15 protein-coding genes are annotated in these 12,881 nt (G+C 32.1%); all 15 read right to left on the minus strand.

The genetic code is table 11. From position 1 onward, the window contains the following. Positions 1–3 precede the first annotated feature (3 nt). The 15 genes from ispE to DYE57_RS10845 all read right to left on the minus strand — a co-directional run bounded on the left by ispE (position 4) and on the right by DYE57_RS10845 (position 12,871). Positions 4–852: a 4-(cytidine 5'-diphospho)-2-C-methyl-D-erythritol kinase gene (ispE, locus tag DYE57_RS10775; protein ID WP_115313996.1), complete on the minus strand. Its 849-nt coding sequence runs from the start codon at positions 850–852 to the stop codon at positions 4–6. Between the two features lie 324 nt (positions 853–1,176). Beyond that, complete coding sequence (veg, locus tag DYE57_RS10780) at positions 1,177–1,440, minus strand: biofilm formation stimulator Veg (protein WP_115313997.1); 264 nt, start codon at positions 1,438–1,440, stop codon at positions 1,177–1,179. A gap of 97 nt (positions 1,441–1,537) precedes the next feature. Then, positions 1,538–2,428: a 16S rRNA (adenine(1518)-N(6)/adenine(1519)-N(6))-dimethyltransferase RsmA gene (gene rsmA, locus DYE57_RS10785; RefSeq protein ID WP_115313998.1), complete on the minus strand. Its 891-nt coding sequence runs from the start codon at positions 2,426–2,428 to the stop codon at positions 1,538–1,540. After that, entirely contained in the window at positions 2,429–2,977 is a 549-nt protein-coding gene (gene rnmV, locus DYE57_RS10790; protein WP_115313999.1) for a ribonuclease M5, read from the minus strand. Positions 2,978–3,184: 207 nt separating this feature from the next. After that, positions 3,185–3,961 carry a TatD family hydrolase gene (locus DYE57_RS10795; RefSeq protein ID WP_115314000.1) on the minus strand — a complete coding sequence of 259 codons (777 nt, stop codon included), beginning with the start codon at positions 3,959–3,961 and terminating at the stop codon, positions 3,185–3,187. 27 nt (positions 3,962–3,988) lie between these two features. Then, positions 3,989–5,959 carry a methionine--tRNA ligase gene (gene metG, locus DYE57_RS10800; protein ID WP_115314001.1) on the minus strand — a complete coding sequence of 657 codons (1,971 nt, stop codon included), beginning with the start codon at positions 5,957–5,959 and terminating at the stop codon, positions 3,989–3,991. A 277-nt stretch (positions 5,960–6,236) separates the two neighbouring features. Further along, a complete protein-coding gene (rsmI, locus tag DYE57_RS10805) occupies positions 6,237–7,076 on the minus strand; it encodes a 16S rRNA (cytidine(1402)-2'-O)-methyltransferase (RefSeq protein ID WP_115314002.1) in 840 nt (279 codons plus the stop codon). A 1-nt stretch (position 7,077) separates the two neighbouring features. Then, a complete protein-coding gene (locus tag DYE57_RS10810) occupies positions 7,078–7,326 on the minus strand; it encodes a GIY-YIG nuclease family protein (protein WP_115314003.1) in 249 nt (82 codons plus the stop codon). Beyond that, complete coding sequence (locus tag DYE57_RS10815; protein WP_115314004.1) at positions 7,319–8,044, minus strand: tRNA1(Val) (adenine(37)-N6)-methyltransferase; 726 nt, start codon at positions 8,042–8,044, stop codon at positions 7,319–7,321. The genes DYE57_RS10810 and DYE57_RS10815 overlap by 8 nt, the downstream gene beginning before the upstream one ends. Positions 8,045–8,135: 91 nt before the next feature. Further along, positions 8,136–8,483, minus strand: a complete 348-nt coding sequence (gene yabA, locus DYE57_RS10820) for a DNA replication initiation control protein YabA (protein WP_115314005.1) — start codon at positions 8,481–8,483, stop codon at positions 8,136–8,138. Positions 8,484–8,499: 16 nt separating this feature from the next. Next, positions 8,500–9,303: a PSP1 domain-containing protein gene (locus DYE57_RS10825; protein ID WP_115314006.1), complete on the minus strand. Its 804-nt coding sequence runs from the start codon at positions 9,301–9,303 to the stop codon at positions 8,500–8,502. A gap of 1 nt (position 9,304) precedes the next feature. Then, positions 9,305–10,231: a DNA polymerase III subunit gene (locus DYE57_RS10830; RefSeq protein WP_115314007.1), complete on the minus strand. Its 927-nt coding sequence runs from the start codon at positions 10,229–10,231 to the stop codon at positions 9,305–9,307. Positions 10,232–10,555: 324 nt separating this feature from the next. Next, positions 10,556–10,885: a cyclic-di-AMP receptor gene (locus tag DYE57_RS10835; RefSeq protein ID WP_115314008.1), complete on the minus strand. Its 330-nt coding sequence runs from the start codon at positions 10,883–10,885 to the stop codon at positions 10,556–10,558. Positions 10,886–10,913: 28 nt separating this feature from the next. Next, the gene (gene tmk / locus DYE57_RS10840; RefSeq protein ID WP_115314009.1) at positions 10,914–11,531 is read right to left on the minus strand and encodes a dTMP kinase; all 618 of its coding nucleotides are present in this window, start codon (positions 11,529–11,531) and stop codon (positions 10,914–10,916) included. A gap of 2 nt (positions 11,532–11,533) precedes the next feature. Next, a complete protein-coding gene (locus DYE57_RS10845) occupies positions 11,534–12,871 on the minus strand; it encodes an aminotransferase class V-fold PLP-dependent enzyme (RefSeq protein WP_115314010.1) in 1,338 nt (445 codons plus the stop codon). Positions 12,872–12,881: the final 10 nt, after the last annotated feature.

Here is a 12,881-nt window from a genome sequence, read left to right on the forward strand (position 1 = left end):
CTTCTATCCTAATAATCTTACTAAGTACACTTCATTGCAACATCCGTTGACTGCATTGTAAATATTCTTAGCCTGTCTTTCTTTTTGTGCTAAAGCATAGACGGTAGGTCCACTTCCACTCATGAGTGCTCCGTCTGCACCGCATTGCATCATATTATCTTTGATTTTTTTAATTTCAGGATGCATTGATATTGAGATTGGCTCAAGACGATTAGATAAACTTTTGCATAACATATCATAATCATTCAATTTCAATGCGCTCTTACACAAATCATTATGAACGATATGTTTCTTATTTAAATCAAGTGCTTTAAAAACTTCAGGGGATGATATTCCTATATCTGGTTTAGCTAAAACGACCCATGCAGAAGGCGGTTTATCCAAAAATGTTATACATTCCCCTCGTCCTGTACAAATAGCTGTCTGATTAAAAATACAAAATGGTATATCTGTACCGATTTCTATCCCTAAAGCTGATAAATCATCTAAAGATTGTCCTAATTCAAATAATCGATTCATTCCTCTCATAGTAGCTGCAGCATCTGCAGACCCACCTGCAAGACCTGCTGAAACTGGAATATCCTTATCAATCGTTATCGTAACGCCTTCTTTAATATGATAATGATTCAACATCAATTCTGCTGCTTTATATGCAAGGTTTTTATTATTATTAGGCACATAATTATGCTCAATATCTACTACTATTTTTTTATCTTTCCGTTTTTGAAATGATAGCCGGTCATTTAAATCAACCGTTGTCATAATCATCTCTATTTCATGATAACCATCATTTCTTTTAAGCAGTGTATCGAGCGTAAAATTTATTTTGGCTGGTGCCGTTTCATATATCATTTTCTCGCCCTCGCTTCGAATTGTTATTAAGATGATTTTAACATAAAGGACTTAAATATTTGATAGATTATGTGCAATTTTTCGTAAAATCTTAATGAAATACATTTTAAAAGGTAATAATATACGTTTTTTGAATTTTATAAATATAGATTTACATAAGTGTAAATATCTAAAGTATACTGATAACTAAAAATTTATTATTTCATCAACATAAAACTATAAAGAAAAAGAGTATTGAACTCAATGCCCAATACTCACCTTAATTAATAAAATATAAAACTATAAAGTTCAGAGTAAACTCTTTCTCTAGTTAATTGATTCTTATTAGTGTGCGACTGCTTCTTGATGATTATTTTCTTCAAATGAAACTTGTACATTTTCTGTAAGCACATCAGTGTATGTATATGATACGCGTTCAAAGTTGTGTTTATCTTGATCTAATTCGACTATGAATACTGAAGGGTATGTTTCTTTTAAAACACCTGAGCGTTCAATCGTCTTCTTACGTCCACCATTGGCTTTAAGTACAATACGATTTCCTAAATGACAATCAATAGAATTTTTGATGTCCAAAATTGATTTTGGCATAGTGCCCCACCTCGCTACAAGTTACATAATACCATATTTGAGGCGTTTTCGTCAAATAAAGATAATTTTATCAATGTCAAAGGACTTTGTCAACATTTTAATTTGTTAATTTAGGGAAATTTTTCTTTTCTTCATATAATTTGGCAAAATCTTGAATTGTAAGCGTTTCGCCACGTCTTTTAGGATCGATACCTGCGCTCTCTAACCATTGACGTATATCATCTTTGTACTGTTTACCATCTTTAAAGAAGTTTTTATAGTTATTATTAATTGTTTTACGTCGTTGTGCAAAAGCAGCTTTAGCGAGTTTGAAAAATGCTTCCTCGTTATCTACATCTATAAGCGGTTGTTGCCTTTGCATTAATTTAACTACGATAGAGTCTACATCTGGGGGTGGCATAAATACAGTATTAGGCACAGTTAAAACTTTACTTGTTTCTGTATAGTACTGCGCAACAATAGATAATGAACCATAAGCTTTAGTCCCAACAGTTGCGTTAAGTCGTTCGCCTACCTCTTTTTGCATCATAACAACAAATCCATCAATAGGAACATCTTGTTGCATTAAGTTAAGTAATATAGGAGTCGTAATATAATAAGGTAAATTAGCAACTACCATTATCTTGTCACAATCTTTTAGGTGTGTATTCACAGATTTAGTGATATCGGCTTTAAGTATATCTTCGTTTATTATTGTGACATTATCATAAGGTGAAAGTGTATCTTCAAGAACTGTAATAAGTCTTTGGTCTATTTCAAATGCCATGACTTTCTTAGCATTTTTAGCAAGTTGCTCTGTCAATGAACCCATTCCAGGTCCTACTTCAATCACTCCTGTTGATTTATCTATTTGACTTGCCTCAATAATTTTATTGATAATATTTACATCAACTAAAAAATTTTGTCCTAAGCTCTTCTTAAAATTAAATCCATATTGATCAAGCAAGGCACGTGTACATGATGGGGTAGCAATATCTTTATGTTCCATTTAATTCTCCTTTTTTTTTTCAAATAAAGCCTTTCTCACATCATCCTCAGTATATCCAAAAGCATTAAGTTTCTTTAAGAGTTGTTTACCATTAGAATGTCCGATATGAAGCTTTCGTCCTAAGACTTCTCTTTTATATCTAGCATCTTTTCCTATAATAAGTCCTAAATCGATAAGTACACTTTTATCTATCGTTTCTTCAGATTCCTCAAAGGGTGAACTCACATGCATCAATGCTTCTTGAATATCTTTTATATTAGCATGTTCTATACCAATTTTACCCCTTTTATTTTTAGCTTTTTCTTTATCAAGATATGCATGTTTGACACCAGGAACATGATTACGTATTGTCGTTCTAATTTTATCACCCGGGAAATCTGGGTCAGTAAATACTATCACACCTCTATTTTCTTGAGCATTTTGAATAACATCTAAAATGTCTTTATTAATCGCACTACCATTCGTTTCAATAGTATCACACTCTACTGCACTTTTTACACGTTGTGTATCATCTCTACCTTCAACTACTATGAATTCATTTATTTTCATTTTATAACCTTCCAATAATGTTAAAGTTGTTAGCCTCATTTTATAAAATCTATAAGTATTATCAAAATGTAAACAATTAAACATGAGCTGTTTACGATGCTCTTATGCTCATGTTTAAAGAAAATGAGAAAGATATCCTTAACTTTTGAAAGAGTAAAGATTTACCTCCTATTCAAAGTTAGACACCTTTCTCATTGGAAAACACACTTATAATTGCTTTAAGTGAAATAAGCGCTCTGCATTTTCAGTTGTTTGTTGACATACTTCCTCATATGATATACCACGTAACTCAGCTATCTGTTGAGCGACTAGTGTAACACGTTCAGGCTCATTTCGTTTACCTCTATACGGATGTGGAGATAAATATGGTGCATCAGTTTCACATAATAATCGATTCATAGGCACATGTTTTGCCACTTCTTTCGGTTGTTTAGCATTTTTAAATGTTACCGGTCCACCAAGGGACACATAGAAGTTTAGTTTATTAATAATAACGTCAGCAATTTCAGGTGAAGCACTAAAACTATGCATAATACCTCCGACTTCTTCAGCATGTTCTTCTAATAGGATGTCCACACAGTCTTGAGTCGCTTCACGATTATGAATAATAATAGGTAATTGAACACGTTTAGCAAGTGCAATTTGTTTTCTAAATACTTCCTTTTGCACATCTGCTGGTGATTTATCCCAATGATAATCCAAGCCCATTTCTCCAATACCTATAATTTTAGGATGCTTAGATAGACTTTCAATCCATTCCAATCTCTCTTCCGTACAATCAATAGCATCGACAGGATGCCAACCGATAATGCCATAGATAAAATCATATTTATCTATGAGTTCCATAGTACGTTCTATCGTAGGTGTATCAAACCCCACTACAAACATTCTATCCACGCCTGCTTCTCTAGCGCGAGAGATTACCTCATTTAAATCTTCATCATATTGTTCATCATTTAAATGTACATGTGTATCGATCAACATCATCATCTCTCCTATCTTTAGACAAAATTACTTTATGATTGCACCATTCAGTATAGCACTTGGTAAACTTACTAAAGTAAGTACACCATCTTTTTCAGCAGATAGAATCATACCTTCAGATTTTTGTCCCATTAATTTAGCAGGTTTTAAATTTGTTACGACAGCGACTTTTTTACCAATAATGTCTTCAGGTTTATAGAATTTGGCTATACCTGATACGATTTGGCACTGTTCATTACCTAATTCAACTTGAATTTTCAACAATTTATCTGATTTTTTTACGTTTTCAGCATCAGTAATTGTTGCTGCTTTAATCTCAACTTTATCAAAGTCTTTAATATCAATTTGTTCCTTACTTACTACTTCTTCTTTGTCTTCAGATTTAGGTGATTGCATTGATGCTTTAATATAGGCAATTTCTGCTTTAGTATCCAATCTTGGGAAAATTGGTGTTGGCTTTTCAATAACAGTGATTGGTTCAGTAAGGGCACCATAATGATCAAGACTTTCTAATTGAGATAATTTAGGGTCGTTAATGTTGAGTTGTTTGAAAATCTCTCTAGGTGCATGTGTTAAGAATGGTTGTAATAATATAGCTGCAAAGCGAATATTTTCAACAAGGTGCGCCATAACGTTACCAAGCATGTCACGTTGTTCCTCGTCTTTGGCTAATACCCATGGTTGTGTTTCATCGATATACTTATTCGTACGACTAATAAACTTCCAAACTGTAGATAAAGCCACGGAGAATTGTAAACTTTCCATGTTCTCATTAAATGTTTTAACCGTTTCAAGTGACATTGCTTCCATGCTTTCATCTAATTCATGTTTAGGTCCTTGATAAGCTGGTAACTCACCATGGAAATATTTATTAATCATAGAAATTGTACGATTAACTAAATTTCCTAAGTCATTGGCTAAATCATAATTGGTTCTTTCAACAAAAGCTTCTGGTGTAAACACTCCATCTGATCCAAATGGTAACTCACGCATTAAATAATAACGTGTTGCATCAAGCCCATAACGATCAATAAGAACATTTGGATCAACAACATTACCTTTGGATTTACTCATTTTACCGTCTTTCATTAATATCCAACCGTGTGCGAAGACCTTCTTAGGTAACGGTAAGTCTAAAGCCATTAATAAGATAGGCCAAATAATTGAATGGAAACGTACAATTTCTTTAGCCATTAAGTGAATATCTGCTGGCCAATATTTGTTATATAACGTTTCATCATCTGAAAGATAACCTAATGAAGAAATATAGTTAACAAGGGCATCTATCCAAACATATACTACATGTTTAGGGTTTGATGGTACACGCACACCCCAATCAAATGAAGTACGCGATACAGCTAAATCTTCTAAACCAGGTTTGATAAAATTATTAATCATTTCATTTTTTCTAGATGGTGGTTGAATAAAATCCGGATTTTCATCATAGAATTCAAGCAATCGATCAGTATATTTATTAATATTAAAGAAGTAACTTTCTTCTTTAACTAATTCAACTTCATGCCCGGAATCAGGGCTTTTACCACCAATGATTTTTCCATTTTCATAAACTGGTTCAACAAGTTGAGATTCAGTATAGTATGTTTCATCTGGGACAGAATACCATCCCTCATACTCTCCTAAATAAATATCTCCTTGCTTTAATAACCTTTCGAACACTTTTTCTACAACCTGTTTGTGGCGTTCTTCAGTAGTTCGAATAAAATCATCATTTGAAATTTCAAGCTTACTCCATAAACTTTTAATTCCAGCAATCATTTCATCTAAATATTCTAATTCTGTTTTACCAGCTTTATGAGCTTTTTCTTGAATTTTTTGGCCATGTTCATCAGTACCAGTTAAATATCGAACATCATATCCTTGCATTCTTTTATAGCGAGCAATGACGTCACCTGCGACTGTTGAGTATGCATGACCGATGTGTAAGTTCCCACTAGGATAGTATATTGGGGTTGTTATATAAAATGTTTCTTTAGCCATCACTGGTCCTCCTCATTAATTACATAATAAATGATATCTAAATTTATTTTTCTTTTCAATGAAGTAGCGCACCACTATGTATTAGTTTTTACAAATTCACATCATTTGAAAATTAATTGTCATCATCTTTACTACAATACCATAAAATCAATGTATTATGGTGCTTTTACTTTAATTTACTCATTTCAAATATACGATTGAGATATACAGTTTTTAAACTCTAGAAAGTTGATAAATAACACACAAAAACAGTAAGCATGATTATCACTTACACATCTTACTCAACATTATGATAAATATTGTAAACTTCTCCCGTTTTCATCTGTCGATCTTGAGCAACCATTTTAATTGCTTGCTTAGGTTTTATTTGATTATTTTCGATGTAGTAATTAACATGTTCTTTGATAGTGAACATTTCATACCAAAATTCATCATTCAGAGGCACTGCACCTTCAATTAAAATGACAAATTCCCCTTTTAGTGGTATTTCTTCTTTGCTAATTTTTTCTATCATAACGTCAACAGAATGCGTAAGTACTTGCTCAAATTTTTTTGTAAGCTCTCTACCGACAGTTACATATCTTTGAGAATCAACTTTCGCAATGGCTTTCAAGGTGTCAGTAATCCTATGAGGAGATTCATACAATATTAATGTGCTATTTTGAAACATTCTCATATTCAATATTTCAATTTTTTCTTTCTCTTTTCTAGGTAAAAATCCTAAAAATGTATATGTAAATGAAGGGAGTCCACTAGACATCAAGGCAGTTAATCCTGCATTAGGACCAGGTACAGTTTCAACGTTAATATTCTTAAGTCGTGCCTCAACAACTAGTTCATAACCTGGGTCACTTATCAAAGGGAGTCCTGCATCAGAAACTAAAGCAATATTTAATCCCTCTTCTAATTGGTCAATTAAATAACTAGTTTGTTGTTCTTTATTATGTTCATGGTAAGACTTCAAGGGAGTCTTAATATCATAATAATTACATAACTTACTCGTCACACGAGTATCCTCGCAAGCAATCATGTCCACTTTTTTTAATGTTTCTATAGCACGATATGTAATATCACCTAAATTTCCTATTGGTGTACCTACTAAATATAAAGTTGTCATCCTATCCCCCCTCTATCATTTTTAACTTTTTTTGTCTTGAAAAGGTTTTTATTTCATATTCTCGTTTTAACGCTTCAGATTTTGTATAATAAACTTCTTGATAAACTAACTGAACAGGGCGTCTCATTTTTGTATATTTAGCACCTTTTCCTTCATTATGCATACTAATTCGAGCATTTACATCTTTGGCATAACCTGTATATAAACTTCCATCGTTGCACTTTACTATATAAACAAAATGCTTATCCATAATATATACCCTTCATTTCATCACTATACGTGTTATCTTCATTATAAATGTATAAAGGTTGACGAATGTCTAACCCTTGTTTACCACCTTTACGCCCTTCCACTACTATGGCTTGAGCAGGTTTGTTCATCTTACTATACACAAGCGTGAGTCTCTTTGGCTCAATTTTAGCACTTCTCATTTCAGTTAAGACATCCATAAGTCTTTCCGCTCTGTGAACAATGATAAATCGTCCACCTTCTTTAAGTACATGCTTAGCAGCTACAACACAATCTTTCAAATCACACATTACCTCATGACGCGCTATTTTATGAGCTTCTATTTGATGCTGATTGAGCTGATTCATTTTAAAATAAGGAGGGTTACAGGTAACTAATGTGTATTGTGAAGGTTTGAATGTACGATTTACAGTTTTTAAGTCCATCAAGTGCATTGTCAGCTTACTATCTAGCTGATTTAAAACAAAGCTTCGGCGTGCCATATCAACTAGTTGAGGCTGTACTTCAATGCCTTCAATAGATTGTGTGCACTTTGCAGATAGTAATAATGGAATAACTCCATTTCCAGAACATAAATCTATTATCTTGTCATTTTTTCTAACTTCTGTTAAATGGCCTAATAATAATGCATCTGTTGAAAATGAAAAAACATCATCATTTTGAATGATTTCATAACCTTCTCTAATCAAATAATCAATTCGTTCGTTTTCTTTTAGCATGTCACTTACACCTAAAAAAAGGATGTATTTATAGCATTAAGTCCATACTTTTAATACACCCTTATGTTTACCCTTTCAATCATTTAGAACTTTAATCACTTAAAACATTTAAACATAATAGACAATCTTCACCATACCGATGTTTTCCAAATAATTCACCTTTACATATATGAAAACCTTCTCGATAAAGCATTGCCAAATTATCTTTACTCGGAGATGGCATCTTTATATTTTTTGAGTGGTTTCTTTCTTGATTGTTATCAGTTGCTTGCTCAGTTTTATCCATTAATCTTTTTAAATTTTCATTCTCTACTTGTAGAGCAACGTTGTCCTCAACCAGCTCTACAGCTAGATCTTTGAGTTCTATCATATCTTCAGTCAACTGATTTACATTACGTTCTAACCTTGTAAGTCTTTCAAACAATTCATTTCTATTCAAAGATCAGTCAACCTCCTTAGTTCAACGCTTCTATTTCTTCCAATCTATATTCTAACGGTTGCTCAAGACCTTCTATTTTAACCTGCATAGAAATATCTAAAATATTTAGTCCAACGACCTTTCCATTACCATCAGGAGTATGAATAGTATCTCCAATATCAGGTAATTGAGATCTTGCTTCTTCATAATAATCATTTTCATATTTAAGACAACACATTAAACGGCCACATGCTCCTGAAATTTTAGTAGGATTTAAGGATAAATTTTGATCTTTTGCCATCTTAATAGAAACAGGTTCAAAATCTCCTAAAAAAGTAGAGCAACATAGTGAACGGCCACATGGACCTATACCACCTAATAATTTCGCTTCATCTCTGACACCAATCTGACGTAATTCAATTCTTGTTTTTAAATTTTGTGCCAATATTTTAACTAATTTTCGAAAATCAATACGATCATCAGCTGTAAAATTAAAAATCACCTTAGATTTATCTAATGTATATTCACAATTTACTAAACGCATATCTAGTCTTTGTTCTTTCACAACTCTTTTGCATAGTTCTAATGCTTTTAAAGCATCACGTTCATTATTGTCATATGTAGTTTTATCTTCATTAGTCACTAAACGTATAATTTCTTTTAATGGTAAAGTAACATCTTTGTTATCCACTTCTTTTGGCGGAAACTTTACTAGTCCTATTTCAATACCTCTTTTAGATTCAACAACAACCTGATCTCCTACCTTTACATCTAAGTGGTTAGGCGCGTAGTATTCCAATTTCCCAGCTTTCTGAAACTGAACACCTACAACATTTGGCATTTTAAATCACACCTTTTATTACTATTTGTTCAAATACAAGTGTTGGGTTAACATTTTGATTTAATTTTTTGTGCGCTTCAGTGATTTGATCATACATTAAAATTAACTGATTATACGTTAAACGTTCCGCATAATTCTTAATTTCTTCACTTAAATCACTATATATAAAATGATTGTCAATATCTACTTTAGCGTGCATAATATCTTCAAAAAAACCATTCACTGCAGCTAAAGTTAACAATTGTAATTTGCGATTCTTGGCTTGTTTAAGTAATTCAATAATTCCTATCAAAGCCATGGATTTATTTGTTAAAATTAATTCGCACCATCGAATCATTGACTTTCTCAAAGCAGTTAAATCAAATTCTTCATTTAATGATATAGCAGTTTCTAACTGAGTTGTATATGTACTTATCATTTCTGCCACTGGTCTCGTTAAAGAAGCTTCTACCAATTTTTCAATAAATTGCTGTCTGTCTATAGGCTTAAAATAAACATGTTGGCATCTCGAATGTATAGTATCCAAAATTTGTTCAGGCTTGGTAGATAATAAAATAGCAATTGTATTCTTAGGTGGTTCCTCTAAAAATTTTAGTATACTATTTTCACCTTGAACAGTTAATTTTTCAAAATCTTCTATAATATAAACTTTATACTGACCTTCTATGGATAATTGATTCATGTGATGAACAAGTTTTTCAATTTGTTCTTTTTTTATTGTATTCTCTTCAGTTGAAACATACATAAAGTCAGGGTGATTAAACGTACCAACTTTCAGTTCACATTGCTCATCATTATCACAAAGAATTAATTTAGAAAAATTAATAGCAACACGCTTCATTGTTTGAGCATCATCACCTTCAAACAAGTAAGCATGGGATAATTTACTTGAATGATACGCATTCGCTAACTGTTGTTGCTCATCCATGATCAGCTTGCTCCTTCTACTTACTCTTTTATAATACAAAAAGGCCACCCAAATCATAGCTTTAGACTTTCGACATGTTTCCTTCATTCAAATTCCAAACGACAAATACAATCTTAATCAAACGCATATAACTATTAAATTCTATGCTATAATTCTAAGGATATTCATTAAAATTTGAATGAAAACGTCTTTAATCTTAAACTTCATTTAAAGTAGCCAACATTATAAAATAAAGAATTCTATATTAAAAATGTACCCCAATAAATTCATTCATCAATGTTGTCACAATTATACGTAAACGACATAATCAATCTTTATAACTGATTAAAATTGATGAAATGCTTCAATTGGCATTACAAATACTGTTGCTCCGCCTACTTCTACTTCAACAGGATAAGGAATGTAAGAATCTGCACTGCCACCCATTGGTGTAATTGGAGAAACAAGTTGTTCCCTATTACCACAAGTGTTATCAATAACATATAAAATTTCATCTACTCGGTCATCATCAACACCACATAGGAAAGTTGTGTTACCGGCTCTTAAAAATCCGCCTGTTGTCGCTAATTTTGTAGCTTTAAAATTATTTTTTACGAGTTGGTCTGAAAGTTCTTGACTATCTTGATCTTGAACGATCGCTATAATCATCTTCATCTTTTTAACACCTCTTATCGACATTATATCATAATTGTTTTAAATATTTGATGATACTTTGATAAGTTTCATCAACGACGTGTTCCAAATCTTGATTAGCATTAATCTTAATAAATCTGCTTGCATTATTTTCAATCACTTTACGGTACCCTTCTATCACTTTATCATGAAAATTTTTATCCTCTTGATCTAAGCGATTTTGGTCACGTTTATTTTGTATAATACGTTGGTGTCCTACTTCTGTACTAACATCTAAGTAAATTGTTAAATCTGGATATAATCCATTAATTGCAAATTCATTTAAAGTTTTGACTTCTTCAATACCTATACCCCTTGCATACCCTTGATATGCTAAAGAACTATCAATATATCTATCGCAAAGGACAATTTTACCTGCTTTTAAAGCTGGAATCACTTTTTCGACAAGATGCTCTCGTCTTGAAGCTGCAAATAACATCGCTTCAGTACGAATATCCATATGATCACCATCAAGCACAACTTTGCGAATTTGTTCTCCTGTAGATACACCTCCAGGCTCACGAGTTGTAATAACATCGTAATCCTTTGCTAGTTTTTGATTAATTTCTTTGATAACTGAGGTTTTACCAGCTCCCTCTGGTCCTTCGAACGTTATAAAAGCAGACATTTTTACTCATCCTTAACTATAATTTTTTTATTACTTAATCCTTCAACTTTTAGACCTTTACTTGCGTAATCTTTAAATAATTCTATCATATGACGAGTAACTACTTCCCCTTTAAATAAAATTGGAATACCAGGTGGATAAGGCACTATATGCTGAGCTAATATCTCACCTTCCGCATCTTCTATCGACACTTCTTTAATTTTTTGAAAGTACGAAGCACTATAATCACTCGATTTTGTCATTAGCGGAGAGACTTTAGAATTTATCTTTTTTCTCTCTGGAATAATCATATTTTCAATTTTTTCAATGAGTACCTTAAATGGATATATATCGTTTTTATGCCATAAAGGTAATACTAATAATATTTGAAATTCATCTGCTAGCTCAATATAAATATCTTCATTTTCAAACCACTCTTGTACCTCATAACCCTCAAAGCCATCATAATTAATTACTATCTTTAAAGGATCTGCTGGCTCATGTAAGTTAAAACCTTTCTTTAATAATGTTTCAATTAACTTAGACCTTTTTTCGAAAAATATGTTACTTTTAAATTCCTCAAAAAATTCTTGTGCAAGTTCTAAACTAGACATAATCAAATATGATGGACTTGAAGTTTGAAAGTACGTCAAGTATTCAATAACTTGATCTTTGCGCGGTGCTTCTTTATGTATAAACAACACAGAACCCATCGTTAAGGCAGGCAATGTCTTATGATAAGATTGGACCACATAATCTGCATTATACTTCATAGATGACCTAGGAAAACCCTCTAAATCAAAATGCGCACCATGAGCTTCATCTACTAATACTGGTATGTTTCTGTCATGCAGTGTTTCAATCCATTTATCAACCTCAAATGTTTCCCCATAATAATTGGGATAAGTACATATACCTAACTTAAATTCTTCATCGAAGTCATTATTTAACAGAGGTTCAACATACTGATGAGTATATCGACTTACTTGCATACTTGTAATTTTAGCTTGTTGTTTTGTTAAATCTAAACCATGAAAAACTGATTTATGTACATTTCTAGATATCAGATATTTGCTATTCCCTTCTGAAAAAGCTTGAATAACAGTTAATATTCCTGAAGTAGTACCATTAACTAGAAAATAAACATCATAATCATCATACTTTTTAAACTTTTCCATACTTTCTAAGATAATTTCTTCAGGATGATGCATATCATCAAGTCCAGTAATTTCAGTCATATCCAAAGCAAGATTTAATTTTTTTAGATTACCAATCGTCATATTTTTGTGTCCAGGCACATGCATAGAAATAGCACCATGATTCTTTAACCTAGTAAGATTTTTTATTATTGGTTTATTCATTATTAGCCAC

Origin of the sequence: Staphylococcus saccharolyticus (assembly GCF_900458815.1) — a bacterium.
GTDB lineage: Bacteria > Bacillota > Bacilli > Staphylococcales > Staphylococcaceae > Staphylococcus > Staphylococcus saccharolyticus.

What these genes read in the sequence shown, in the direction of transcription:
- ispE (WP_115313996.1), bottom strand. Translation starts at nt 852, where the DNA reads ATGATATATGAAACGGCACCAGCCAAAATAAATTTTACGCTCGATACA.
- veg (WP_115313997.1), bottom strand. Translation starts at nt 1,440, where the DNA reads ATGCCAAAATCAATTTTGGACATCAAAAATTCTATTGATTGTCATTTA.
- rsmA (WP_115313998.1), bottom strand. Translation starts at nt 2,428, where the DNA reads ATGGAACATAAAGATATTGCTACCCCATCATGTACACGTGCCTTGCTT.
- rnmV (WP_115313999.1), bottom strand. Translation starts at nt 2,977, where the DNA reads ATGAAAATAAATGAATTCATAGTAGTTGAAGGTAGAGATGATACACAA.
- DYE57_RS10795 (WP_115314000.1), bottom strand. Translation starts at nt 3,961, where the DNA reads ATGTTGATCGATACACATGTACATTTAAATGATGAACAATATGATGAA.
- metG (WP_115314001.1), bottom strand. Translation starts at nt 5,959, where the DNA reads ATGGCTAAAGAAACATTTTATATAACAACCCCAATATACTATCCTAGT.
- rsmI (WP_115314002.1), bottom strand. Translation starts at nt 7,076, where the DNA reads ATGACAACTTTATATTTAGTAGGTACACCAATAGGAAATTTAGGTGAT.
- DYE57_RS10810 (WP_115314003.1), bottom strand. Translation starts at nt 7,326, where the DNA reads ATGGATAAGCATTTTGTTTATATAGTAAAGTGCAACGATGGAAGTTTA.
- DYE57_RS10815 (WP_115314004.1), bottom strand. Translation starts at nt 8,044, where the DNA reads ATGCTAAAAGAAAACGAACGAATTGATTATTTGATTAGAGAAGGTTAT.
- DYE57_RS10825 (WP_115314006.1), bottom strand. Translation starts at nt 9,303, where the DNA reads ATGCCAAATGTTGTAGGTGTTCAGTTTCAGAAAGCTGGGAAATTGGAA.
- DYE57_RS10830 (WP_115314007.1), bottom strand. Translation starts at nt 10,231, where the DNA reads ATGGATGAGCAACAACAGTTAGCGAATGCGTATCATTCAAGTAAATTA.
- DYE57_RS10835 (WP_115314008.1), bottom strand. Translation starts at nt 10,885, where the DNA reads ATGAAGATGATTATAGCGATCGTTCAAGATCAAGATAGTCAAGAACTT.
- tmk (WP_115314009.1), bottom strand. Translation starts at nt 11,531, where the DNA reads ATGTCTGCTTTTATAACGTTCGAAGGACCAGAGGGAGCTGGTAAAACC.
- DYE57_RS10845 (WP_115314010.1), bottom strand. Translation starts at nt 12,871, where the DNA reads ATGAATAAACCAATAATAAAAAATCTTACTAGGTTAAAGAATCATGGT.